General features: G+C 63.1%; 25 protein-coding genes. 15 read left to right on the top strand and 10 right to left on the bottom strand.

What is annotated here, in order from left to right; translation table 11 throughout:
* The first annotated feature begins 250 nt into the window (after nt 1-250).
* Both KSS97_RS25890 and KSS97_RS25885 read left to right on the top strand, forming a co-directional pair.
* Entirely contained in the window at nt 251-1,135 is an 885-nt protein-coding gene (locus KSS97_RS25890; protein ID WP_030140473.1) for a sugar nucleotide-binding protein, read from the top strand.
* On the top strand, nt 1,128-2,057 hold the full coding sequence (locus KSS97_RS25885; RefSeq protein WP_217860453.1) for a UDP-N-acetylglucosamine epimerase PgnE: 930 nt from the start codon (nt 1,128-1,130) through the stop codon (nt 2,055-2,057). The genes KSS97_RS25890 and KSS97_RS25885 overlap by 8 nt, the downstream gene beginning before the upstream one ends.
* A gap of 223 nt (nt 2,058-2,280) precedes the next feature.
* Here KSS97_RS25885 and KSS97_RS25880 read toward each other — a convergent pair whose 3' ends face one another.
* The 5 genes from KSS97_RS25880 to KSS97_RS25860 form a co-directional block, all read right to left on the bottom strand.
* Nucleotides 2,281-2,979: an OmpW/AlkL family protein gene (locus KSS97_RS25880; RefSeq protein ID WP_217860452.1), complete on the bottom strand. Its 699-nt coding sequence runs from the start codon at nt 2,977-2,979 to the stop codon at nt 2,281-2,283.
* Nucleotides 2,980-3,164: 185 nt separating this feature from the next.
* Nucleotides 3,165-3,686, bottom strand: a complete 522-nt coding sequence (locus KSS97_RS25875) for a DUF3299 domain-containing protein (RefSeq protein ID WP_198796665.1) — start codon at nt 3,684-3,686, stop codon at nt 3,165-3,167.
* Between the two features lie 11 nt (nt 3,687-3,697).
* On the bottom strand, nt 3,698-4,963 hold the full coding sequence (locus tag KSS97_RS25870; protein WP_217860451.1) for an ABC transporter permease: 1,266 nt from the start codon (nt 4,961-4,963) through the stop codon (nt 3,698-3,700).
* 1 nt (nt 4,964) lies between these two features.
* Entirely contained in the window at nt 4,965-5,675 is a 711-nt protein-coding gene (locus tag KSS97_RS25865) for an ABC transporter ATP-binding protein (protein ID WP_217860450.1), read from the bottom strand.
* A gap of 138 nt (nt 5,676-5,813) precedes the next feature.
* Nucleotides 5,814-6,398, bottom strand: coding sequence for a DUF2796 domain-containing protein (locus KSS97_RS25860; protein ID WP_217860449.1), 585 nt, complete (start codon nt 6,396-6,398; stop codon nt 5,814-5,816).
* A 120-nt stretch (nt 6,399-6,518) separates the two neighbouring features.
* Between KSS97_RS25860 and KSS97_RS25855 the strand changes: the two genes are divergently transcribed.
* The gene (locus KSS97_RS25855) at nt 6,519-6,869 is read left to right on the top strand and encodes a hypothetical protein (protein ID WP_030140466.1); all 351 of its coding nucleotides are present in this window, start codon (nt 6,519-6,521) and stop codon (nt 6,867-6,869) included.
* Between the two features lie 101 nt (nt 6,870-6,970).
* On the opposite strand, the gene trxA is transcribed toward KSS97_RS25855, so the two are convergent.
* From trxA to KSS97_RS25840, 3 genes are all read right to left on the bottom strand, one after another.
* The gene (trxA, locus tag KSS97_RS25850) at nt 6,971-7,843 is read right to left on the bottom strand and encodes a thioredoxin (RefSeq protein WP_030140465.1); all 873 of its coding nucleotides are present in this window, start codon (nt 7,841-7,843) and stop codon (nt 6,971-6,973) included.
* A 186-nt stretch (nt 7,844-8,029) separates the two neighbouring features.
* The gene (locus KSS97_RS25845) at nt 8,030-8,683 is read right to left on the bottom strand and encodes a class I SAM-dependent methyltransferase (protein WP_217860448.1); all 654 of its coding nucleotides are present in this window, start codon (nt 8,681-8,683) and stop codon (nt 8,030-8,032) included.
* Nucleotides 8,680-9,144 (bottom strand): YbaY family lipoprotein, encoded by a 465-nt coding sequence (locus tag KSS97_RS25840; protein ID WP_030140463.1) that lies wholly within the window; start codon nt 9,142-9,144, stop codon nt 8,680-8,682. Before KSS97_RS25840 ends, KSS97_RS25845 begins: the two co-directional genes overlap by 4 nt.
* Nucleotides 9,145-9,271: 127 nt before the next feature.
* On the opposite strand from KSS97_RS25840, the gene nrdR reads away from it, so the two are divergent.
* From nrdR to KSS97_RS25780, 12 genes are all read left to right on the top strand, one after another.
* Nucleotides 9,272-9,736 carry a transcriptional regulator NrdR gene (gene nrdR / locus KSS97_RS25835; protein WP_013694316.1) on the top strand — a complete coding sequence of 155 codons (465 nt, stop codon included), beginning with the start codon at nt 9,272-9,274 and terminating at the stop codon, nt 9,734-9,736.
* Complete coding sequence (ribD, locus tag KSS97_RS25830) at nt 9,733-10,866, top strand: bifunctional diaminohydroxyphosphoribosylaminopyrimidine deaminase/5-amino-6-(5-phosphoribosylamino)uracil reductase RibD (protein WP_030140462.1); 1,134 nt, start codon at nt 9,733-9,735, stop codon at nt 10,864-10,866. The genes nrdR and ribD overlap by 4 nt, the downstream gene beginning before the upstream one ends.
* Before the next feature lie 46 nt (nt 10,867-10,912).
* Complete coding sequence (locus tag KSS97_RS25825) at nt 10,913-11,590, top strand: riboflavin synthase (protein WP_217860447.1); 678 nt, start codon at nt 10,913-10,915, stop codon at nt 11,588-11,590.
* Nucleotides 11,591-11,606: 16 nt separating this feature from the next.
* On the top strand, nt 11,607-12,698 hold the full coding sequence (ribBA, locus tag KSS97_RS25820; RefSeq protein WP_030140460.1) for a bifunctional 3,4-dihydroxy-2-butanone-4-phosphate synthase/GTP cyclohydrolase II: 1,092 nt from the start codon (nt 11,607-11,609) through the stop codon (nt 12,696-12,698).
* Between the two features lie 261 nt (nt 12,699-12,959).
* Nucleotides 12,960-13,436: a 6,7-dimethyl-8-ribityllumazine synthase gene (gene ribH / locus KSS97_RS25815; protein ID WP_030140459.1), complete on the top strand. Its 477-nt coding sequence runs from the start codon at nt 12,960-12,962 to the stop codon at nt 13,434-13,436.
* On the top strand, nt 13,433-13,933 hold the full coding sequence (gene nusB, locus KSS97_RS25810; protein WP_198796669.1) for a transcription antitermination factor NusB: 501 nt from the start codon (nt 13,433-13,435) through the stop codon (nt 13,931-13,933). The genes ribH and nusB overlap by 4 nt, the downstream gene beginning before the upstream one ends.
* A gap of 16 nt (nt 13,934-13,949) precedes the next feature.
* A complete protein-coding gene (thiL, locus tag KSS97_RS25805) occupies nt 13,950-14,915 on the top strand; it encodes a thiamine-phosphate kinase (RefSeq protein ID WP_217860446.1) in 966 nt (321 codons plus the stop codon).
* Entirely contained in the window at nt 14,912-15,415 is a 504-nt protein-coding gene (locus tag KSS97_RS25800; protein ID WP_217860445.1) for a phosphatidylglycerophosphatase A family protein, read from the top strand. The genes thiL and KSS97_RS25800 overlap by 4 nt, the downstream gene beginning before the upstream one ends.
* Nucleotides 15,416-15,426: 11 nt before the next feature.
* The gene (locus KSS97_RS25795) at nt 15,427-16,185 is read left to right on the top strand and encodes a substrate-binding periplasmic protein (RefSeq protein WP_217860444.1); all 759 of its coding nucleotides are present in this window, start codon (nt 15,427-15,429) and stop codon (nt 16,183-16,185) included.
* Between the two features lie 109 nt (nt 16,186-16,294).
* Entirely contained in the window at nt 16,295-16,912 is a 618-nt protein-coding gene (gene ribA / locus KSS97_RS25790; protein ID WP_030140454.1) for a GTP cyclohydrolase II, read from the top strand.
* Nucleotides 16,909-17,328, top strand: coding sequence for an MFS transporter (locus tag KSS97_RS25785; protein WP_198796672.1), 420 nt, complete (start codon nt 16,909-16,911; stop codon nt 17,326-17,328). The genes ribA and KSS97_RS25785 overlap by 4 nt, the downstream gene beginning before the upstream one ends.
* Nucleotides 17,328-18,113, top strand: a complete 786-nt coding sequence (locus KSS97_RS25780) for a cobalamin-binding protein (RefSeq protein WP_198796673.1) — start codon at nt 17,328-17,330, stop codon at nt 18,111-18,113. Before KSS97_RS25785 ends, KSS97_RS25780 begins: the two co-directional genes overlap by 1 nt.
* Before the next feature lie 136 nt (nt 18,114-18,249).
* On the opposite strand, the gene KSS97_RS25775 is transcribed toward KSS97_RS25780, so the two are convergent.
* Complete coding sequence (locus KSS97_RS25775) at nt 18,250-20,130, bottom strand: TonB-dependent receptor domain-containing protein (RefSeq protein WP_217860443.1); 1,881 nt, start codon at nt 20,128-20,130, stop codon at nt 18,250-18,252.
* Nucleotides 20,131-20,276: 146 nt separating this feature from the next.
* Nucleotides 20,277-22,175: a 1-deoxy-D-xylulose-5-phosphate synthase gene (gene dxs / locus KSS97_RS25770; protein ID WP_217860442.1), complete on the bottom strand. Its 1,899-nt coding sequence runs from the start codon at nt 22,173-22,175 to the stop codon at nt 20,277-20,279.
* Nucleotides 22,176-22,266 lie beyond the last annotated feature (91 nt).

Raw genomic sequence — 22,266 nt, 5'->3', positions numbered from 1 at the left:
GTCCCTTTAATTAACACCTGGGTGGGTCAGGCTCGCCTCATTTGCTTGGTTGGGGCTGCTGCGCAGCCCAGCGGGGATAAATCCCCTCGCCACAAGAGCTCAGCAACCGCCTTGGAAAACGGCAAACCCGGAGATCTGCACTTTACGGATGACGGTTGCGCACTAAACCCGCAAAATGCAACGATTCCGACGACGCCCTCGGGCGTTGTCGACCAAATTCTTGTGCCAACAGACTGGGCCTGCTGACTTTATGCGAATGCGCCTTATGTTACTGGGCGGCGGAAATGCCCTTGGGCAGGCGCTGATTCGCCTCGGTGCAGAAGAAGACATCGGTTTTCTTGCCCCCCGCCCCCCCGAAGACGGCTGGGATGCCGCGAGCCTGACGCAACTGCTCGACGACACCCGGCCGGACGCCTTGATCAACCTGGCGTACTACTTCGACTGGTTCCAGGCCGAGACTGTCAGTGAGCAGCGCCTGGCCAGCCAGGAGCGGGCGGTCGAGCGCCTGGCGGAACTGTGCCAGCATCACAACATCGTCTTGCTGCAACCGTCGAGCTACCGCGTATTCGATGGCTCCCGCGCCACCGCCTACAGCGAAAAGGACGAGCCCGTGCCGCTGGGCCTGCGTGGCCAGGCCTTGTGGCGAATCGAGCAAAGCGTGCGCGCCACCTGCCCGCAACATGTATTGCTGCGTTTCGGCTGGCTGCTGGATGACAGTGCCGACGGCATCCTCGGCCGTTTCCTGGCCCGGGCCGAACAGCCCGACGAGTTGTTGCTGGCCGATGACCGTCGGGGCAATCCGACGCCGGTTGACGATGCGGCGCGGGTGATCATCTCGGTGCTCAAGCAACTCGATTGTGCCGCGCCGCTGTGGGGCACGTATCATTACGCCGGGCATGAAGCGACCACGCCACTGGCGCTGGGCCAGGCGATTCTCACCGAAGCGCGGGCCCTGCATCCGCTGGCGATCGAGTCGCCCACGCCCCAGGCCCATGCCGCAAGGCCGGACGCCGCGGAAGAACCGCAACACGCGGTCCTGGCCTGCAAGAAAATTCTGCACACCTTCGGGATCAAGCCCCGCGCCTGGCGCGCCGCGCTCCCGAGCTTACTGGATAGGTTTTATCGCCATGGCTGACGGCCCTGTACTCATTACCGGCGGCGCGGGTTTCATTGGTTCGCACCTGACCGACGCCTTGCTCGCCAAAGGGCACTCGGTACGCATTCTCGATGATTTGTCCTCCGGCAAGCGCAGCAACCTGCCGCTGGACAACCCGGCGGTGGAACTGATCGAAGGCGACGTCGCCGACGCTGCGCTGGTCGCCCAGGCCATGGCCGGTTGCCGTGCCGTGGCGCACCTGGCGGCGGTGGCCTCGGTGCAAGCCTCGGTGGATGATCCGGTGCGTACGCACCAAAGCAATTTCATCGGCACCCTGAATGTCTGCGAAGCCATGCGCCAGAGCGGCGTGAAACGGGTGCTGTTCGCCTCCAGCGCGGCGGTCTACGGCAACAACGGCGAAGGCCAGTCCATCGACGAAGACACGCCCAAGGCGCCGCTCACGCCCTACGCGGCGGACAAACTGGCCAGCGAATACTATTTCGACTTCTATCGTCGCCAGCACGATCTGGAGCCAGCGGTGTTCCGCTTCTTCAACATTTACGGCCCACGCCAGGATCCATCCTCGCCCTATTCAGGCGTCATCAGCATTTTCAGCGAGCGCGCGCAGAAAGGCCTGCCGATCACCGTGTTCGGTGATGGCGAGCAGACTCGGGATTTCGTCTATGTCGAGGACCTGGTGGACGTGTTGGTCCAGGCCATCGAAAAGCCTGAAGTGGGGGTGGGCGCGGTGAATGTCGGCTGGAACCAGGCGACGACGCTCAAGCAGATGCTCCAGGCCCTGGCGTTAGTGGTGGGTGACTTGCCCACCATCAGCCACGGCCCGGCGCGTTCCGGTGACATCCGTCATTCGCGCGCCGACAACGGTCGCCTGTTGGAGCGTTTCAGCGTTCCGAAGCAGACGCCGATGAGCGTGGGGCTGGCGCGATTGTTGGGGCGCTGAGTTTCCGCCATGAAAAAGGCGCCTCTCGAGGCGCCTTTTTTGTCACGGCCTACCACGTTGTGGCGAGGGGATTTATCCCCGTTGGGCTGCGCAGCAGCCCCAAAAGCTGCCACCTCGGCGTGTCAGGCTGATCAAGGTCGACCAGCCAGGGGACTGCTGCGCAGTCCAGCGGGGATAAATCCCCTCGCCACAGGGTGTTGTCAACTCGCGATGGTGCTCAGGCTCAGAACTTGTAACCCAACCCCACCATGTAGACGAACGGATCCACATCGACGTCCACCTTGGCCCGGGTACCGCCGGCCACGGCGTTGTTGTCGACATACGCAGTGGTGTCGATGTCGATGTAGCGGATCTGGCCGTTGATCATGATGTTGTCGGTCAGCATGTAGTCCGCACCGACTTGCCAGGCCATGCCCCAGCTGTTTTTCGCACGGAAGTTGCTGAAGCCGTTGGCGCTGGCTTCGCTGCCGACGTGCTCGTCATAGATCCAGGTGTAGTTGATGCCCGCACCGACATAAGGCTGGAAGGCCGATTTGGCGTCGAGCGGGTAGTAGACCAGGCTCAAGGTCGGCGGCAGGTGCTTGAGGGTGCCGAGCTTGTTGTTGGCGGCGCCAAGGGCGGTGCCTTTGATTTTTACGTCATGCTCGAACGGCGAGGCCGCCAGCAATTCGATACCCCAGTTGTTGGTGAGCATGTAGGCGAAGTTCAAGCCCAGTTGCGTGTCGCTGCTCATGGTCGCCTTGCCGCCCAGGTCGGTGCCGGCCAGCGGGCCACGGTCGACCTTGACGCTGGAACTGTCGGCGTCCGGGTTGACGGTGATCGCACCGGCGCGAACGATGATGTCGCCGGCGGTATGGGCCTGGGCGAGTGGGGCGGCGAGGGCGAGCGCGATAAGGGAAGCGCTGAGCAAGGACTTGTTCATTGAGGGCTCCAGAAGGCATCGAAAATTGATGTCCCATGGTACGAAGCCGTCTGGTCCGGTCTTTTGACTCAGCTCAATGAGTCAGGGGGTGTTTAATTGACTCAGCTCAATGAAATGATGATGAGCAAACCTTGAGGGCCCCATCCGACGATAGCTATCTCATCAACAACCCATCACCACCGGATTCACTCCGGCAGCTCATACACATAAATCTTCTCAGCCTCCATCTGATACCCGGCATCGGCCAGTTCACTGGTGGACGGCTTGACCTGCATCGGCCCTTCGACCCAGTACGGCTGATACAACTCGTCGAGCTTGACCCCGACTTCGCTTTTCACATGGACGATCTGGTTCGACGGCGGAGGCGGCACATGGATACAGGCGCCGAAGTACGGCACCAACAAAAAGTCCGTGGTGCGACCTTCTTCGCTGACTTCCAGCGGCACGATGTAGCCCGGCAAACGAATCTGCTGGCCATCGAGGGCCTTGACCACCGGCGCGTTGGGCAGGTCCTGCCTGGCCGCAGGGGCGGATTCGGCAGCCAGGGCATCGCTCATCTTCGACAGGTCGTGCAACGGCGTCATGTTCGGCACTTCCGGTGGCGCGTCCGGCGGGATCATTTCCGACCAGGCCAGGTCCCTCGGCTCGGCCGCCCAAAGGGGCAGGGCGGCGACCAGCATCAACAGCGCAAGCACGGCGCGGGGCATCTTCGGCTTCCTCATAAACGGATCGACAGGCCATCGGCCAACGATTGGCGATAGGCGCGCCAGGCCGGCACGCTGCCCATCAACAGGGCGGCGACCAGGATGCCAGCCAGCAGCGTCCATTCATATTCACTTGGCCAGCCCAGCGGCAAGTACAAGCCATAGGCAGACTGCACGTAACCCTGGGCGGCGGCGATGCCGATGTACAGCAACGCCAGCCCCGCAGTGACGCCGGCCAGCGCCAAGGCGAAGGCTTCGAGCACCAGCAGGCTCGCGATGTGCCACGGCCGCGCGCCCACCGAGCGCAGGATCGCCATTTCCCGGCGGCGCTCGTTGAGGCTGGTGAGGATCGCCGTGAGCATGCCAATCAATCCGGTCAGGACGACGAATAGCGAAATCACGAACAGGGCTTTTTCCGCCGTGCCCATCAGGCTCCACAATTCCTGCAATGCCACGCCAGGGAGAATGGCCAGCAGCGGTTCTCCACGGAACTCGTTGATCTCGCGCTGCAGGGCGAAGGTAGAAATCTTGCTATTGAGGCCAAGCATGAACGCGGTAATCGCTTGCGGCGTGAGATCCATGTTGCGGGCCTGGTCGGCGCTGATGCGGCCATTGCCCTGGGCCGGCACGCCGTTTTTCCAATCGATGTGGATGGCCTCCATGCCGCCGAGGCTGATGTGCAGTGTGCGGTCCACTGGCGTACCGGTGCGCTTGAGAATCCCGACCACGGTGAAGGGCTTGTCGTCATGCTTGACCAGGCTGATCGCCGCGACGCCGTGGGCCAGCACCAGTTTGTCCCCCAGTTTGTAATGCAGCGCCTCGGCTACTTCGGCGCCCAGCACGACTTCGAATGGATCGGTGGCGAACGCCCGGCCATTGGCCAACGCCAGATGTTGCTGGCGGCCGTACTGGTAATGCTCGAAGTAGGCTTCGGTGGTGCCCATCACCCGATAACCGCGATGGGAGTCGCCGAGGGACATGGGAATCGCCCATTTCACTTTCGGGTTATGGGCGAACTGCTCGAAGCTGTCCCAGCGGATGTTGTTGGTGGCGTTGCCGATGCGAAACACCGAGTACAGCAGCAGGTTCACCGAGCCGGAGCGGGCGCCGACGATCAGGTCGGTGCCGCTGATGGTGCTGGCGAAACTGGCACGCGCTTCGGTGCGCACGCGTTCCACCGCCAACAGCAGGCAAACCGACAGGGCAATGGCAAACGCGGTGAGGATCGCGGTGAAGCGGCGGTTCGCCAGGCTGGCCATGGCTAGACGGAACAAATACATCTCAGACCTCGAGTGGCGTGGCGGCGCGATTGAGATCGGCCAGCGAGAGGTTACGGTCGAACAGCGGCGCCAGGCTCTGGTCATGGCTGACAAACAACAGGCTCGACCCGGCTTCGCGGCATTCCGCAAACAACAGGCGCAGGAAATTTTCCCTAGCGTCGTAGTCCAGGGCTGAAGTCGGTTCGTCGGCGATCACCAGTTCCGGTTGGCCGATCAAGGCGCGGGCGGCGGCGACCCGTTGTTGCTGGCCGATGGACAATGAATCGGCGCGCCGCTCCAACAGGCTTCGATCGGTCAGCCCCAGGTGGGCCAGCAAGGTGGCGGCGGCCTGGTCGATGCTGCCGTGACGCTGGATAGCCCGTTGCGCGCGCAGTTTGGAAAAGTGGCAGGGCAATTCGACGTTTTCGCGCACCGAGAGAAACGGCAGCAGGTTGAACTGCTGGAAGATGTAGCCGGTGTGGTCCACACGGAAGCGGTCGCGGCGGCCGGCGCCCAGTTCGCTGAGTTCCTGGCCGAGCAGGCGGATGCTGCCGCGATCCGGTGTCTGCACGCCGCCCAGCAGCCCCAGCAAGGTGGTCTTGCCGCTGCCGCTCGGGCCCTTGAGGAACACGGTTTCGCCGGCTTCCAGGCGAAACGCCGGGATATCCAGCAAGGGCGGGTGCCCGGGCCAACTGAAGCCCAGGTTGGACAGTTCGATGAGTGCTTGGGTCATATCGCCGGTTTTTCAGAGTAGTGGGAGCCCCCCCTGTGGGAGCGGGCTTGCTCGCGAAAGCGGTGCCAGGCGACATCACTGTTAAATGTGCCGGCGCATTCGCGAGCAAGCCCGCTCCCACATGAGGTTTTCGGTGAGTCAGAATTTCAACGCTGGCGCCTTGGCCGTCACTTCCACGCCTTGCTGGCCGCTCGGGCTGATCAGTTGTACCTGAATTTTCTGGGTGGCCGGGAAGGTTTTGAACAGCGTCGCCAAGTCCAGGTTCTTCAAGGCGCCAGGGGCGGCGCAAGTGAATTGGTAGTGGGCGTGGATCTCGCTGTGTTCGCCATGGTGTTCGTCGCCATCGGCGTCTTCGTCATGGTCTTCATGGTCCGGTTCATCACCGAACAACGGGCTTTCCAGTTCCTGCTGGGCCACGGTGCATTTGGCGGCGGCTGGCAGGGTGAACAGCGCCAGTGGTTTTTCCAATTGCGCGCGCACGGCGGCGACCTTGGCCTTGTCGGCATCGCTGGTGGCGGCGTGTTCGAAACCCACCAGGTTCATCGCCGGGCTTTCCAGTTCCAATTCCAGGGTCTGGCCGTCCAGGGCGGCGTTCAGTCGAGCGACGCCGTGTTCATGGGCGCCGAGGCTGCCGTGTTCGTGGTCATGGTCATGCTCCACCGCGGCGTGAGCGACGGCCAATGGCAGCAGGGCGAACGGCAAAGCGAGAAGCAGACGACGCATGACGAGTCTCCGAAAAGGTTATGTAATCTTATAACGAAAGTGCGCAGAGTTTGACCGTCTGCTTGGCGTCGCGCAAGGCCCATGGGAGCATGCGAACATGAAATCTTCGGGAGCACGGTAATGTTGCGGATACGCGGAACCGTCGGCGAGTGGCCGGTGGACTTGACGATCGAGATGGATGAGGGTGACTGGGCGCAGCTCGGCGCGCAGTTGCAAGTGGCCAAGTCCGAGAGTGCAGTGGCGCCTGCGGCCAAACCGGCGAATCAAGATGACGCCCAATGGCAGATCGCCAAGGAACTGCTGCGCAAGGCCGGCCAACTGAGCGGTCCGGACCTGCTGGAACAACTCGAAGGCCTGACCGGCAGCGCCTCGTCAGGCAAGCGCTTGTTGGTGCGCTTGCGCCACAGCCCGGATGTAAAAGTCATCAGCGGCGGCGACACACCGCTCTACAGCTGGCACGAAACTGCGTAGGAGCTGCCGAAGGCTGCGATCTTTTGATCTTTCGCTTGAGACTCAAGCGTCAGGGGTAAAGATCGCAGCCTCGCTTCGCTCGGCAGCTCCTACGGTGGGCGTCAGTAAAGCGCGGCGAACAGCTTGCGCCGATAGGTCGTCACCAGCGGATGGTCGTTGCCCAGCAGTTCGAACACTTGCAGCAAGGTCTTGTGCGGCAGGCCTTCGCTGTAGCTGCGGTTACGCACGAACAGCTTGAGCAGGGCATCGAGGGCCGCTTCGTACTGTTGGCGCGCCAGTTGCTGGATCGCCAGTTGATACACCGCCTCATCGTCCTGCGGATTTTGCGCCAGGCGCGCCTTGAGCTCGGCGGCGTCCGGTAGATCCTTGGCCAGGCCGAGGAACTGAATTTGCGCCTTGGCACCGGCCAGTGCAGCCTTGTGCTCGTCGCTTTTCACCGCGTCGAGGACTGTTTGTGCCTCGCCCAGTTCACCGCGCTCGGTCAGGCAGCGGGCATAGAGAATCAGCGCCTTGGCGTTGGTGTTGTCTTCACCCAGCAGCACCGTGAGCACGGCTTCGGCGTCGGCGAAGCGGCCTTCGTCAAACAGCGCCTGGGCCTGTTCGAGCGGATCGGCGGCGGCTGGCGGCGGCATCTGCACATGGGGTTCGAGCATGGCCCGCACCGCGGATTCCGGCTGGGCCCCGGCAAAGCCGTCGACCGGCTGGCCGTCCTTGAACAGCACCACGGTCGGCAGGCTGCGAATGCCGAAGCGGGCAACGATGTCCTGCTCGATGTCGCAGTTGACCTTGGCCAGCAGCAGTTCGCCCCGATAGCTCTCGGCGATGCCTTGCAACATGGGCATCAACGCCTTGCATGGCGCGCACCACTCGGCCCAGAAATCCACCAGCACCGGTTTGTGGAAAGAGTTGGCGATCACCGACTGGTCGAAATCGGCCGTGGTGGCGTCAAAGATGTAAGGCGTGTCTTGGGTCATGGGAAATCTCGTAGAACGCTTGAATGGGGCAACTATACGGCTTGGTGGGGGGGGGCTGAAAGCGGGGTGGCAGTGAGAAGTGTATTGATTGGCAGGGCCTTATCGCGAGCAAGCTCGCTCCCACAGGAATTTCAAGTGTTCATGCGGGCCCTGTGGGAGCGAGCTTGCTCGCGATGCTTCTATGAGTCAGCGCCGAGCGTGGTACAGGCTCACATGCCGAAACTCCTCCGGCTCGGCCAGGTCTGGCAAGGTCATGGCCTCCAGCATTCCGATGCGCCGGTACAGCGGATGCTGGAAATCCCGCACCCGGGAGTCGGCCACCAACGCCTCGCGACCCCGGCTGAGGAATTCATCGAGCAACGGCAGGTTGGCCCGGTCGTAGAGCACGTCGGCGACCAGGATCAGATCAAAGCGATCAGCCTCGGCGAAAAAATCCCTCGAATAACCCAGCTCAACGCCGTTGAGTTCGGCATTCGCCTGGCACGCGGCAATCGCCAGCGGATCCAGGTCGCAGGCCACCACTTCCAGCGCGCCGGCCTTGATCGCTGCGATGCCCGCCACGCCGGAGCCGGCACCGAAATCCAGCACCCGCTTGCCTTCGACCCACTGTGGCTGTTCGGCCAGGTAGCGCGCCATCGCCAGGCCGCTGGCCCAGCAAAAACTCCAGTAGGGCGGTTCGTGGAGGATGCGCCGGGTTTCCTCCGGGCTGAAGGCGCGGTCCATGTTGTCGCCGTCAATCAGCCACAACTTCAAGTCTGTGCCCGGTAGCGGACAGGCCACCAGGCGCGCATCGCCAAGCAACTCGCCCAGCGCTTGTTGCAGGTCCTGCGGTGCCCTCATGGCGCTTTGACGAACTGCAGGACGCCCAGCGCCTGGGTGGTCGGTTGGCTGATGCGTTGCTCCGGCAGGTGCAGGATCAACTGGCCCGACTGGCTGGCCCGGCCGCGCAATTCCACGCGGGCGCCAACGGGGAACGCCTCGGGGTTGAAGCGCAGGTGGAACGGCAGGGCCTGATTGGTGCCGATCAGGCTGGAACTGGCGAGCAGTTGCTGCGGGCGATCCTTGTCATCGATCACCAGCAGCGCCAGTTCCACTTCAGCCCCGGCCGGCACGCCTTGCAAGGTGCCGCTCAACTCGCGCTGATACGCCGGCAGCGGTCCCAGCTCCGCAGCCTGGCGGGCCTTCTCCTGGGCCTGTTTTGGCGCGGGCGTTGGAGCCGGCGCGGCGGGTTTGGGGGCGTCGCTGCTGCACGCCATCAGCAGGCTGAAAAGGCTGAGCAAAACAATGGATCGTAGCGGCATGGGTGGCTCCAGCAAGGTGATTTCCATGGATCTGGCGATAAGCCCGTCTGTATACCGTAAACCCTATGGCTTGTCTTGCCAGTGGGATGCGCTACCATGGCCCTCCCTTTTTTTGTTGCCTGCCACCATGCACTGTCCCTTCTGCGGTGCCAACGACACCAAAGTCATCGACTCGCGACTGGTCGCCGAAGGCGAACAAGTCCGCCGCCGCCGCGAATGCCTGGCCTGCGGCGAGCGTTTCACGACGTTCGAGACGGCTGAACTGGTGTTGCCGCGCCTGATCAAGACCGACGGCAGCCGCCAGCCGTTCGACGAAGAAAAACTGCGCGCCGGCATGCAGCGCGCCCTGGAAAAACGCCCGGTGAGCGTCGAGCGCCTGGAAGCGGCGCTGGTGCACATCAAGCACAAGCTGCGCGCGACCGGCGAGCGCGAGGTCAAGTCCCTCGTCGTCGGCGAGCTGGTGATGGCCGAGCTGCAGAAGCTCGATGAAGTGGCCTACATCCGCTTCGCCTCGGTCTATCGACGTTTCCAGGACCTCAACGAATTCCGCGAAGAAATCGACCGCCTGGCCCGCGAGCCGGTGAAAGAATGACCAGCCCGGCGCAACAAGCCGTCCTCGACGCCCACTACATGGCCCGCGCCCTGGAGTTGGCGCGACGTGGTCACTACACCACCCACCCCAATCCTCGGGTAGGTTGCGTAATCGTGCGGGACGGGCAGGTGGTCGGCGAAGGCTGGCACATCCGCGCTGGCGAACCCCACGCCGAAGTCCATGCCCTGCGGGCCGCCGGTGACAACGCCCGGGGCGCCACGGCCTATGTGACCCTCGAACCGTGCAGCCACCATGGCCGTACGCCGCCGTGTGCCGATGCGTTGGTCAATGCCGGCGTGGCGCGGGTGGTGGCGGCGATGCAGGACCCCAATCCCGAAGTCGCCGGCCGCGGCCTGCAGCGGTTGGCCCAGGCCGGGATCGCCACCGAAAGCGGCGTGCTCGAAGGCGAAGCGCGCAAGCTCAACGAAGGTTTTCTCAAGCGCATGGAGCACGGCCTGCCGTTCGTGCGGGTCAAGCTCGCCATGAGCCTCGACGGTCGCACGGCCATGGAAAGCGGCGAGAGCCAGTGGATCACCGGCCCCGCTGCACGTTCGGCGGTTCAACGCCTGCGGGCCCAGGCCAGTGTCGTGCTGACCGGTGCCGACACGGTGCTGGCGGACAACGCCCGGCTGACCGTGCGCGCCGACGAGTTGGGGCTGGACGCCGAGCAGACCGCGTTGGCCATGAGCCGCCCGCCATTGCGCGTGCTCGTGGATGGACGCCTGCGGGTGCCGCTGAATGCGGCGTTTTTCAAGGCTGGCCCGGCGCTGGTCGCTACCTGCATGGCGGTGGAAGAACAGTACGCCAACGGTCCCGAATGCATGATCGTGGCGGGTGACGACGGTCAGGTCGATTTGCGACGGCTGTTGGTTGAATTGGCGGCCCGAGGCGTGAATGAAGTGCTGGTGGAGGCCGGCCCGCGACTGGCGGGAGCATTTGCCCGGCAAGGCCTGGTGGACGAATTCCAGATTTTCGTCGCCGGCAAGTTCCTCGGTTCCACAGCGCGGCCGCTGCTCGACTGGCCGCTGGCGCAGATGAAAGACGCGCCCCAGCTGAAAATCATCGACATTCGCGCCGTGGGCGATGACTGGCGAGTCATTGCCATCCCCGTTCCGCTGGCGAGCGTATAATTCCCGGCTTTCGCTCAAGCGGCGGCCCGTTCTCGAGGAGGACTCCATGTTTACCGGCATCATCGAATCCATCGGCAGCATCCGCGCACTCACCCCCAAGGGCGGGGATGTGCGGGTCCATGTCGAAACCGGCAAGCTCGACCTGAGCGACGTCAAATTGGGCGACAGCATCGCCGTGAACGGTGTCTGCCTGACGGCCGTCGAGCTGCCGGGCAATGGCTTCCTCGCCGACGTCAGCCGCGAAACCCTCGACTGCACCGCCATGAATGACCTCAAGAGCGGCAGCCCGGTCAACCTGGAAAAAGCCCTTACACCAACCACCCGCCTGGGCGGTCACCTGGTCAGCGGCCATGTGGATGGCGTCGGTGAAGTCGTCTCGCGTACCGATAACGCCCGTGCCGTGGAATTTCGTATCCGCGCTCCGAAAGAACTGGCCAAGTACATCGCCCATAAAGGCTCGATCACTGTCGACGGCACCAGCCTGACGGTCAACGCGGTGGATGGCGCCGAGTTCATGCTGACGATCATTCCCCATACGTTGAGCGAAACCATCATGGCTTCGTATCGGCCAGGTCGCCGGGTCAACCTGGAAGTCGACCTGCTGGCCCGTTACCTGGAGCGCCTGCTGTTGGGCGACAAGGCCGCAGAGTCTGACCCTTCACAACGGCGGGCCGGTAACATCACTGAAAGTTTTCTGGCCGCCAACGGCTACCTCAAATCCTGACCCAAGGGGGTGCCGCGTGGCGCTCAATAGCATCGAAGAACTGGTTGAAGACATCCGCCAAGGCAAGATGGTCATCCTCATGGATGACGAAGACCGCGAGAACGAAGGCGACCTGATCATGGCCGCCGAATGCTGCAAGGCCGAACACATCAACTTCATGGCCAAGCACGCCCGTGGCCTGATCTGCATGCCGATGACCCGCGAGCGCTGCGAACTGCTGAAGCTGCCGCTGATGGCGCCGCGCAATGGCTCGGGCTTCGGCACCAAGTTCACCGTGTCCATCGAGGCCGCCGAGGGCGTGACCACCGGTATCTCCGCCGCTGACCGCGCGCGCACCGTGCAAGCCGCTGCGGCCGCCGACGCCAAGGCCGAAGACATCGTCAGCCCGGGCCATATCTTTCCGCTGATGGCCCAGGCCGGCGGCACCCTGGCCCGTGCCGGCCACACCGAAGCAGCGTGCGACCTGGCGCGCATGGCCGGTTTCGAGCCCGCCGGCGTCATCTGCGAAGTGATGAACGACGACGGCACCATGTCCCGTCGCGCGGAACTGGAAGCCTTTGCCGTCGAGCACAACATCAAGATCGGCACCATCGCCGACCTGATTCACTATCGGATGATCCACGAACGTACCGTTCAGCGGATTGCCGAGCAGCCGTTGGACAGCGAACTGGGCCAGTTCAACCTGGTGACCTACCGCGATTCGGTGGAAGGCGACGTGCACATGGCGCTGACCCTGGGCACTGTCTGTGCTGAAGAACCGACCCTGGTCCGCGTGCACAACATGGACCCGCTGCGCGACTTGCTGATGGTCAAGCAACCCGGCCGCTGGAGCCTGCGCGCCGCCATGGCCGCCGTGGCCGAGGCGGGCAGCGGCGTGGTGCTGCTGCTCGGACATCCGCTCGATGGCGATGTGCTGCTGGCGCATATCCGCGAAACCACCGAACAACAACCGGTGAAAAAACCGACCACCTACAGCATCGTCGGTGCCGGTTCGCAGATCCTTCGCGACCTGGGCGTACGCAAGATGCGCCTGATGAGCGCACCGATGAAATTTAATGCGATATCCGGTTTCGATCTGGAAGTTGTAGAATACGTGCCCTCCGAATAATGGCCTGCGGATTCCGGCATTATTGTTCCTGAGGCTGGTTAGATCATTGTGGCGAGGGGATTTATCCCCGCTGGACTGCGAAGCAGTCCCAAAAAGAGGGGCCGCTTCGCAGCCCAGCGGGGCGGTGCGACGTTTCGCTAAATCCCCTCGCCACAGATGTACGAGCCAATGGCAGTCCGGGATCCACAGCCCTGTATTCGTGGCTAATATCACTGAGGAGCGCGTATCGAACGTGCTCCGGCTCTTTAAGAGATCTGACGAATGACCCTGAAGACCATCGAAGGTACCTTCATCGCCCCCAAGGGCCGCTACGCGCTGGTAGTTGGCCGTTTCAACAGCTTCGTGGTTGAGAGCCTGGTCGACGGCGCGGTCGATGCCCTGGTTCGCCATGGCGTGAGCGAAAGCGACATCACCATTATCCGTGCGCCTGGCGCCTTCGAAATTCCGCTGGTTGCGCAGAAAGTCGCTCAAAAGGGCGAATACGCGGCGATCATCGCCCTCGGCGCGGTCATTCGTGGCGGTACTCCGCACTTCGAATACGTCGCTGGCGAATGCACCAAGGGCCTGGCCCAGGTGTCCATGGAGTTCGGCGTACCGGTCGCGTTCGGCGTGCTGACCGTTGATTCCATCGAACAAGCCATCGAACGTTCCGGCACCAAGGCCGGTAACAAAGGTGCCGAAGCTGCCCTGTCCGCCTTGGAAATGGTCAGCCTGCTGGCGCAGTTGGAGGCCAAGTGATTAGCGACGAAAGCGATCGTTTCAACCCGCGCGATCCAAAACCCGCGGATGCCGGCAAGCCTTCGAAGAGCGTCAAGCGCCGCGAAGCCCGTCAGCTCGCGACCCAGGCCCTGTACCAGTGGCACATGGCCAAGCAATCGCTGAACGAGATCGAAGCGCAATTCCGGGTCGATAACGATTTCAGTGATGTCGACGGCGCGTATTTCCGCGAAATCCTCCACGGGGTTCCGCAGTTCAAGACCGAAATCGACACGGCGCTGACGCCTTGCCTGGACTTGGCCATCGAAGAGCTGGATCCGGTTGAACTGGCGGTCCTGCGCCTGTCCACCTGGGAGCTGCTCAAGCGCGTCGACGTACCGTATCGCGTGGTGATCAACGAAGGGATCGAACTGGCGAAAGTCTTCGGTTCCACCGACGGCCACAAGTTCGTCAACGGTGTGCTCGACAAGCTCGCCCCGCGCCTGCGTGAAGCTGAAGTGAAGGCGTTCAAGCGCTGATAGCGCTTGGAATCCCATGGGTGAGTTTGAGCTGATCCGCCATTACTTCGCCGCTGCGCCATGCGCGCAGGGCGGCGAGGGCGTTGCGCTGGGGATCGGCGACGACTGCGCCTTGCTGGCCGTTCCTTCCGGGGAACAGCTGGCGGTTTCCACCGACACGCTCGTGGCCGGTGTGCATTTCCCTGATCCTTGCGACCCGTTCCTGCTCGGCCAGCGCTCGCTGGCTGTGGCGGTGAGCGACCTGGCTGCCATGGGCGCCAGCCCTGTTGCCTTCACCCTCGCCCTGACCCTGCCAACCGTGACCGCCGATTGGCTGCAAGCCTACGCCCACGGTTTGAGCCAGATGGCCCAGGCGTGCTGCGTGGCGCTGGTGGGCGGTGACACCACCCGCGGACCGTTGAGCCTGACCATGACCGTGTTCGGTCGCGTGCCGGCCGGGCAGGCCTTGACCCGAAGCGGCGCGCAGCCGGGCGACCTGTTGTGTGTCGGCGGCGAGCTGGGCAATGCCGCTGGCGCGTTGCCGCTGGTCCTCGGCCAGCGCAGCGCCGAACCTGAGGTCGCCGGGCCGCTGCTGGCGCATTACTGGTCACCGCAGCCGCAGATTGACCTCGGCCTGGCATTGCGGGGCAAGGCCAGTGCGGCGATGGATATTTCCGATGGCTTGCTGGCCGATTGCGGGCATATCGCGCAGGCCTCGGATGTGGCACTGACTGTTGAACGGGACCGATTGCCGCTGTCCAACGCTCTGGTGGCATTGCTCGGCCAGCCGGGCGCCCAACAGGCGGCACTGAGTGGTGGCGACGACTACGTGTTGTTGTTTACCCTGCCGCCGGTCCGATTATCGGCGCTTCTGGCCGAAGGTCGGTCGATCCATGTGGTCGGCAAGGTCAGCGCCGGGCAGGGCGTCATGCTGGTGGATAGCCTTGGACGCGACATCACCCCACAAATACGGGGCTATCAACATTTTCGGGAGACACCGTGACAGATCATCCCAATCAGGTTCCGGCAGAGTTTGTCCCGCCTTCGGTGTGGCGCAATCCCTGGCATTTCATGGCTTTTGGCTTCGGTTCGGGTACTTTGCCTAAAGCACCGGGCACCTGGGGCTCGCTGGTTGCGCTACCCTTCATACCGTTGTGGCAGTTGTTGCCGGACTGGGGCTACTGGCTGATGCTCGGCATCACCATGCTGTTCGGCTTCTGGTTATGTGGCAAAGTGGCGGACGACCTGCGGGTGCATGACCATGAAGGTATCGTCTGGGACGAGATGGTCGGCATGTGGATTACCTTGTGGCTGGTGCCGGAAGGCTGGTACTGGTTGCTGACGGGTTTCCTGGTGTTCCGCTTCTTCGATATCCTCAAGCCATGGCCCATCCGCTGGATCGACAGGCATGTACACGGGGGTGTCGGCATCATGCTCGACGATGTCCTGGCCGGGGTGTTTGCCTGGCTCGCAATGCAAGGGTTGGTGTGGTGTTTTACCTGAGGGAACCAGGCATGGGCGTAAGCCGCGCACTACTGCTGTTGCTGTGTTTAGGGGCGCTGCTCGGTGTTCCGGCGGCCGAATCGGGGCCGCTGCCCGGCAAGATCCGTGCGGCCAGCGAAGAGTGGGCCGACTACACCCAGGCCGATGGCCAGGGCATGGGCTGGGACATCTTGCGGGCCGTGTTCGAGCCTGAAGGCGTCAAGCTGGAGATCCGCAGCGTGCCCTATACCCGCTCGATCGGGTTGGTGCAACGTGGGGAGGTGGATGCACAGGTCGGCGCCTATCGCGATGAAACCGAAGGGCTGCTGTACCCGCATTGGCACTACGACGTCGATCATATCTATGCCCTGGGGCTGGCCTCCAAGCCGTCACCGACGCTGGCGACGATTGGCAATTATCGACTGGTGTGGATGCGCGGGTACGAATACAACAACTACCTGCCCAACATCCGGCGTTTCAATGAAATTCACCGCGCCGTGGGTATCTTGCCGATGCTGGCCCATGATCGTGCCGATTTTTATATCGATGCGTTGATGGAAATCCAGGATGTGCTCGCCAAGGCCGACGATCCCAAGCAATTCAAACTCTCGCCGCTGATCAATCTGCCGCTGTACCTGGGGTTCGCCAATAACGAAAACGGCCGTACGTTGCGGGCGCTGTTCGACCGCCGTATGGAAGTGCTGGTGAAGAGTGGCGAGTTGAAACCGATTTTCGAGCGCTGGAAGCAACCCTATCCCTTTGACGAGAGCGGCAAGCCACCGAAGCCGTGATCAAACTTTTCGATGCTAATAGGCAGTAATTCAGCCTAAGCGTCCCTCGGATCGTGCTGTTACAATGCCCGCCTCTGCGAATCTTCAGTACTAGATCAGGAGCACACCGGTGCCTGTCGTTTTTGTTGCCGCTTCCAAGCTGCCAACGCCCTTTGCGCAATTCACCATGCATGGTTTTCTCGATGAAGCCACCGGTCGCGAGCACGTTGTGCTGAGCCTGGGTGATTTCGCCGACGGCGCTCCGGTACTCGGCCGCCTGCACTCCGAATGCCTGACGGGCGATGCCCTGTTCAGCCAGCGCTGCGATTGCGGCTCGCAACTCGAAGCGGCATTGCAGGCCATCGCCCGTGAAGGTCGTGGCGTGTTGCTGTATTTGCGCCAGGAAGGGCGTGGCATTGGCCTGCTGAACAAGATCCGCGCCTATGAGCTGCAAGACGGCGGTGCGGACACGGTGGAAGCCAACGAGCGCCTCGGCTTTGCCGCCGACTTGCGCGACTACAGCATCTGCTTGCCGATGCTCGAGCACCTGGGTATCAAGTCCTTGCGGTTGATGACCAACAACCCGCGCAAGGTCAAGGCGTTGACTGACATGGGCATCGTGGTGGCCGAGCGCGTGCCGCTGCACACCGGTCACAACCCGCACAACAAACTCTACCTGGCAACCAAGGCCAGCAAGCTCGACCACATGATGGGCAACGAGCACCAGGGCGAGGTCGACCGGGCGTGACGCGCGGCCAAGTCCGGCGGCGCCTGGCCGTCAGCTGGTGGCAGTACCTGGCGCTGGCCTTGCTGCCGCTGTTCGTGATCAACGCGGTATTCGGCCAGGGCGAGGCTATCCTGCCAGTGCTGGCGATGCCGCTGTTCATTGCGGGCGTGGCGTCGATGTTTGTCAGCCTGCGGTTCTTCGGCGGCTATAAAAACGCCCTGGTCGCCACGCAAAAGTCCCTCGATACACCTGAAGAACCCCAAGCCTGGATCACCCTGGCGGCGCGACGGCGCGCAGCCTTCCTGGTGGCAGGCCTGCCAGCATGGATTGGCGCCCTGGCGGTGTTCGTTGGCCTCGAAGCGGTGCCGTTGATGCTCCTGGCGTTATCCACCGCCGTGTTGTTCTACCTGTATCGCATCCCGCGTCAGCTCGGTTGATGCGTCTTTGGCTGGCGGTCCTGCTGCTGGCCACCAGCGCCTCGACGATGGCGGCGACCCGTGTGGTCAGCCTGGCGCCCTCGCTCTCGGAAATCGTTGTCGAGCTCGATTCCGCCGACCTGCTGGTGGGCGTGTTGGATGGCGGTGAACGTCCGACGGTCCTGAAGGATCTGCCTTCGGTTGGGCGTTACGGCCAGCTGGACATGGAGCGTCTGCTCAGCCTCAAGCCTGATTTGCTCCTGCTCTGGCCGGGCAGCGTGGGTCCGGGGCAGCGCGCGCAACTTAAAGCGCTGGGCATTCCGATCTACGTCGCCGAACCCCACAGCCTTGACCAGCTCATTACACAAATTCAAGACATCGCCACCCAGCTCGGCCGTCCGGAACGGGGCGTGCAGCGAGCGGCGCAGTTGGGCGCACGTCTTGAGGCGCTGCGACAACGCTATCGCCGGGACATGCTGGTGCCGGTGTTCTATCAGGTCTGGGACCGGCCGTTGTACACCGTCGGTGGCGGGCAGATCATCAGTGATGCGCTGGCCGTGTGCGGCGCCCACAACGTTTTTGCCGACCTCGATCTGCCAGCGCCGCAGGTGAGCGTGGAGTCGGTGTTGCAGCGCCAACCGCAGATGATCCTGGCCACGGACCAGGCGCAGCTAGACGCCTGGAAAACCTGGCCGGTGGCGCAGGGGAGGTTGCTGTTGGTCAATGACAAAGGGCTGGAGCGGCCCAGCGGGCAGATGATCGAGGCGACTGCGCGGTTGTGCGAATTGATTGCGCCAGATCGGTAGACCGCGGCGCCTGCAATCGCGAGCAAGCTCGCTCCCACAGGTTTTGTTGTGAACACAAAACCTGTGGTCACTGAAGATCAACTGTGGGAGCGAGCTTGCTCGCGATGAGGCCAGTCCAGACGCTACAGGTTCTGGATCAGAGCGCCGGGGTCCAGGTCACCCCAAACAACCAGGCCCGACCTTCCTCCCGATACCCATGCTGCTCACCGTCATGGCTGTACAGCGCCCGGCTGTAACTTTGGTCCAGCACATTATCCACCTTCATCTCCAGCTTCACTTCCCGGCTCAGCGCCCAGCTGCCGCGCAACCCGAGCAGGGCATAGCCGCCCAAGGCATTGCGGTTGTTTTCATCGTCATAGCTACTGCTCACCGCTTGCCAGGTGGCGCCGAGGCCCAGGCGATCGAATTGCCGATCCAGGTCCAGGTTCAGCGTCCGTCGGGCGCGGCGGGCGAGGGTGTGGCCACTGTCGCGATCGCGCGGGTCGATGATGGCCAGGCCCAGGTTGCCCTGCCAGCCAAACAGTTCCTGCCGGTAGGCCATCTCGAAGCCGTTGATCCGCGCCGAAGCGACGTTCTGCGGACGTGAGTCGCGGCCAAAAATGATCGCGTCTTCCAGGTCGGTGCGGTACAGCGAAGCCTCGACGCTGGCACGATCGCTCAGTTGGCTGCGCCATTGCAGTTCGTAGCTCCTGGCGGTCTCGGATTTCAGGTCGGGGTTGCTGTAGTCCGGGTAATACAGGTCGTTGAAGGTCGGCGCGCGGAAGCTTTCGCTGTAGGTCAGCAACACGTCGTTATCCGGGTTGACCGGCAGGGTGAGCGTGCCGCTCCAACTGTTCTGGCCGCCGAATTGCTGGTTCTGGTCGCGACGCAGGCCCAGTTCAGTGGAAAACGTTTCGGCCCGGAAGCGGTGCTGGATAAACGCTGCGCGATTCCAGCGACTGTCCTCATCGAACGGTGTGCTGCTGTTGACCCGGTCCTGATACCCGTCGCCACCCACGATCAGGCTGTTGCGCTCGTCGAGCGTCACATCGTTCTGCCAGGTCAGCGAATCACGATAGGTATTGAAGGTCTCGCGCACATCGCTGAGCTTGTCGTAGGTGTTCTCGCGGTTCTCGCTGTGGCCCAGTTCGAAGCGGGATTGCCAGGCATCGTTGATTCGCCCGTCCACGTAGGTGCTGAAGCTGCTCACGGCAAATTCGCTATAAGGCTGCTGGGGTAGGGACTCGAAGGTGTTGGGGTCGAAACGGCCGAACGGGTTGTCGTATTCGCTCTTGCCGCGGTTATCCAGCAGGTTCACGCCGATTTCCAGGTCATCGCTGAGCGCATGGCTCAGGCTCAGGCTGAAGGACTGGTTGCGGTTCGCGTCGTCGTCGCGGTCGCTGGCGTAGGACTCGTGGGTTCGATTGCCTCCTGCGGTTTCGTCCAGGCTCGCGCCCAGGTTGAAGCGGGTCTGCCTGTCGCCACCGGACAGGCCAAGGCTGCGCTCCCACGTCCGATGGCTGCCAACACCCAGGTGCAGGCGTGGTTGCAGGCCTTGTTCGGTACCGCGTCGGGTAAAAATCTGAATGACCCCGCCCACGGCATCGGCGCCATAGATGACCGATCGCGAGCCGCGCAAGACTTCCACCCGTTCGATCTGGTTGATGTTCAGGCGTTGCAGGTTACTGTCGCCGGAGGTGGCGTTGCCGATGCGCTGGCCATCCACCAGCACCAGGCTCTGGGCTGACTTGGTGCCGCGAATGTAGATCCCCGGCAGGCTGCCGCGCCCGCCCAGTGGCGCAACCTGCACACCCGGCACGCGGCTGAGCAGGTCGGTGACGCTGGCCGGTTGCAGGCGTTCGATGTCGTCGCGGGTGAAGATCGTGTTGGCGGCGCTGCTGTCATTTCGGGCCTCGACCTGGCGGTTGGCGCTGATCAGGATATCGGGCAGCGTCAGTGCTTGATCGCGTTCGAAGGTGTCGGCCAGCAGGTCGGGGATGGGGAGCAGGGCGAGGGTGAGGGCGAGACGGCGTTTCATGGGTGTTCCAATCATGCTTGATTCACACAAAACCAATGTGGGAGCGAGCTTGCTCGCGATAGCGGTTTGTCAGCCAATGGGTTAATTGACTGATCTTCCGCTATCGCGAGCAAGCTCGCTCCCACAGGGGCTTGTGTGGGCTGAACTTACAGGCCCAGCAGTTGCAACCGCAGCCGAACCGCCGCTTCGATCCCAGTCTCGTCCAGCCCGCATTCGGCCAGCATCTGCGCAGGCTTGGCGTGTTCGACATAGATATCCGGCAGCCCAAGGTGCAGCACCGACTTGAGGATGTTTTCCCGCGCCAGGAATTCGCTGACCGCTGCGCCGGCGCCGCCCATGATGGCGTTCTCTTCGACGGTCACCAGCAGTTGGTGGCTGGCGGCCATCTCGCGGACCATGGCTTCGTCCAGGGGTTTGACGAAACGCATGTCCACCACGGTGGCGTCGAGTGTCTCGGCGACTTTCAAGGCTTCGGCCAGTTGCACGCCAAACACCAGCAGGGCCGTTTGCTTGCCCTGGCGACGGATCACGCCCTTGCCGATCTCGATCGGCTCCAATTCGCTTTCAATCGTGGCGTTCGGGCCGGTGCCGCGCGGGTAGCGCACCGCCGCCGGGCCGGTGAACAGGTGGCCGGTGGTGAGCATCTTGCGCAGTTCGTTTTCATCGCTCGGCGTCATGACCAGCATGCCGGGGATGCAACGCAGGTACGACAAGTCGAAGCTCCCGGCATGGGTCGGGCCATCTTCGCCCACCAGCCCGGCGCGGTCGATGGCGAACAGCACGTCGAGGTTCTGCACGGCTACATCGTGGACGAGCTGGTCATAGCCGCGCTGCAGGAACGTCGAGTAGATCGCCACGACAGGCTTGGCGCCTTCGCAGGCCATGCCGGCGGCGAGGGTCACGGCGTGCTGCTCGGCAATCGCCACGTCGAAATAGCGCTGCGGGTAGCGTTCGCTGAAGGCCACCAGGTCCGAGCCTTCCTTCATTGCCGGCGTGATGCCCACCAGGCGCGGGTCGGCGGCGGCCATGTCGCACAGCCATTGGCCGAACACGCCGGAATACTTCGGTCCGCCAGCCTTTTTCGGTGCGGCCGCCGGAGCGTCCAGGGGTTCGAGCTTGGTGATCGCGTGGTAGCCGATCGGGTCGACTTCCGCCGGGGCGAAGCCTTTGCCTTTCTTGGTGACCACGTGCAGGAACTGCGGGCCCTTGAGGTCGCGCATGTTGCGCAGGGTGGCGATCAGCGTGGGCAGGTCGTGGCCGTCGATGGGGCCGATGTAGTTCCAGCCCAGCTCTTCGAACAGCGTGCCGGGCACCAGCATGCCCTTGGCGTATTCTTCGGTGCGGCGGGCGATTTCCCAGGCGCCGGGCAGGCGCGACAGGACCTTCTTGCTGCCTTCGCGCATGCTCGCGTAGGTGCGGCTGGAAAGGATCTTCGCCAGGTAGTTGGACAAGCCGCCGACGTTGCGCGAGATCGACATGTCGTTGTCGTTGAGGATCACCAGCATGTTGGCGTCGACTTCCGGCGCGTGGTTCAGCGCCTCGAAAGCCATGCCCGCGGTCAGTGCGCCGTCGCCGATCACCGCAATCGCCTTGCGCTCGCTGTTTTGCAGGCGGGCGGCAATTGCCATGCCCAGGGCGGCGCTGATGGAGGTGCTGGAGTGGCCAACGCCGAAGGTGTCGTATTCGCTCTCGGAACGGCGCGGGAAGGCGGCGATGCCGTCCTTCTGGCGCAGCGTGCCCATGCGGTCGCGACGTCCGGTGAGGATTTTATGCGGGTACGCCTGGTGCCCGACGTCCCACACCAGCCGGTCGTCCGGGGTGTCGAAGACGTAATGCAACGCGATGGTCAGCTCGATGACGCCAAGGCCCGCGCCGAAGTGCCCACCGGTCTGGCCGACCGTGTAGAGCAGTTCCAGGCGCAACTCATCGGCCAGGGTTTCCAGCTCGGCTTCACCCAGGCGACGCAGGCCGTCCGGCGTGTTGGCGCGGTCCAGCAGGGGCGTGGTCGGGCGCTTGCGGGGAATCTCTTGGAACGTCGTGGGCATCAGGCGAATCGTTATAGGTATAGAAAGAGGCGGCAGTTTACCTTATGCATCGCAAGCTGCCCACGCGTCGGCCGGAACTTGGCCGATACGC

The organism is Pseudomonas alvandae (assembly GCF_019141525.1).
In the GTDB taxonomy this organism is placed as follows: domain Bacteria; phylum Pseudomonadota; class Gammaproteobacteria; order Pseudomonadales; family Pseudomonadaceae; genus Aquipseudomonas; species Aquipseudomonas alvandae.
Note: the sequence above shows the minus strand (reverse complement) of the source record. Positions and strands in the feature narration are given on the sequence as shown.

Bases quoted from the DNA above. Each gene is read 5' to 3' on its own strand.
- thiL (WP_217860446.1), top strand. From the start codon at position 13,950: ATGGGTGAGTTTGAGCTGATCCGCCATTACTTCGCCGCTGCGCCATGC.
- KSS97_RS25880 (WP_217860452.1), bottom strand. From the start codon at position 2,979: ATGAACAAGTCCTTGCTCAGCGCTTCCCTTATCGCGCTCGCCCTCGCC.
- KSS97_RS25780 (WP_198796673.1), top strand. From the start codon at position 17,328: ATGCGTCTTTGGCTGGCGGTCCTGCTGCTGGCCACCAGCGCCTCGACG.
- KSS97_RS25890 (WP_030140473.1), top strand. From the start codon at position 251: ATGCGAATGCGCCTTATGTTACTGGGCGGCGGAAATGCCCTTGGGCAG.
- nrdR (WP_013694316.1), top strand. From the start codon at position 9,272: ATGCACTGTCCCTTCTGCGGTGCCAACGACACCAAAGTCATCGACTCG.
- ribD (WP_030140462.1), top strand. From the start codon at position 9,733: ATGACCAGCCCGGCGCAACAAGCCGTCCTCGACGCCCACTACATGGCC.
- KSS97_RS25885 (WP_217860453.1), top strand. From the start codon at position 1,128: ATGGCTGACGGCCCTGTACTCATTACCGGCGGCGCGGGTTTCATTGGT.
- KSS97_RS25860 (WP_217860449.1), bottom strand. From the start codon at position 6,398: ATGCGTCGTCTGCTTCTCGCTTTGCCGTTCGCCCTGCTGCCATTGGCC.
- KSS97_RS25875 (WP_198796665.1), bottom strand. From the start codon at position 3,686: ATGCCCCGCGCCGTGCTTGCGCTGTTGATGCTGGTCGCCGCCCTGCCC.
- ribH (WP_030140459.1), top strand. From the start codon at position 12,960: ATGACCCTGAAGACCATCGAAGGTACCTTCATCGCCCCCAAGGGCCGC.
- KSS97_RS25825 (WP_217860447.1), top strand. From the start codon at position 10,913: ATGTTTACCGGCATCATCGAATCCATCGGCAGCATCCGCGCACTCACC.
- KSS97_RS25865 (WP_217860450.1), bottom strand. From the start codon at position 5,675: ATGACCCAAGCACTCATCGAACTGTCCAACCTGGGCTTCAGTTGGCCC.
- KSS97_RS25775 (WP_217860443.1), bottom strand. From the start codon at position 20,130: ATGAAACGCCGTCTCGCCCTCACCCTCGCCCTGCTCCCCATCCCCGAC.
- trxA (WP_030140465.1), bottom strand. From the start codon at position 7,843: ATGACCCAAGACACGCCTTACATCTTTGACGCCACCACGGCCGATTTC.
- KSS97_RS25840 (WP_030140463.1), bottom strand. From the start codon at position 9,144: ATGCCGCTACGATCCATTGTTTTGCTCAGCCTTTTCAGCCTGCTGATG.
- KSS97_RS25870 (WP_217860451.1), bottom strand. From the start codon at position 4,963: ATGTATTTGTTCCGTCTAGCCATGGCCAGCCTGGCGAACCGCCGCTTC.
- KSS97_RS25795 (WP_217860444.1), top strand. From the start codon at position 15,427: ATGGGCGTAAGCCGCGCACTACTGCTGTTGCTGTGTTTAGGGGCGCTG.
- dxs (WP_217860442.1), bottom strand. From the start codon at position 22,175: ATGCCCACGACGTTCCAAGAGATTCCCCGCAAGCGCCCGACCACGCCC.
- KSS97_RS25855 (WP_030140466.1), top strand. From the start codon at position 6,519: ATGTTGCGGATACGCGGAACCGTCGGCGAGTGGCCGGTGGACTTGACG.
- KSS97_RS25845 (WP_217860448.1), bottom strand. From the start codon at position 8,683: ATGAGGGCACCGCAGGACCTGCAACAAGCGCTGGGCGAGTTGCTTGGC.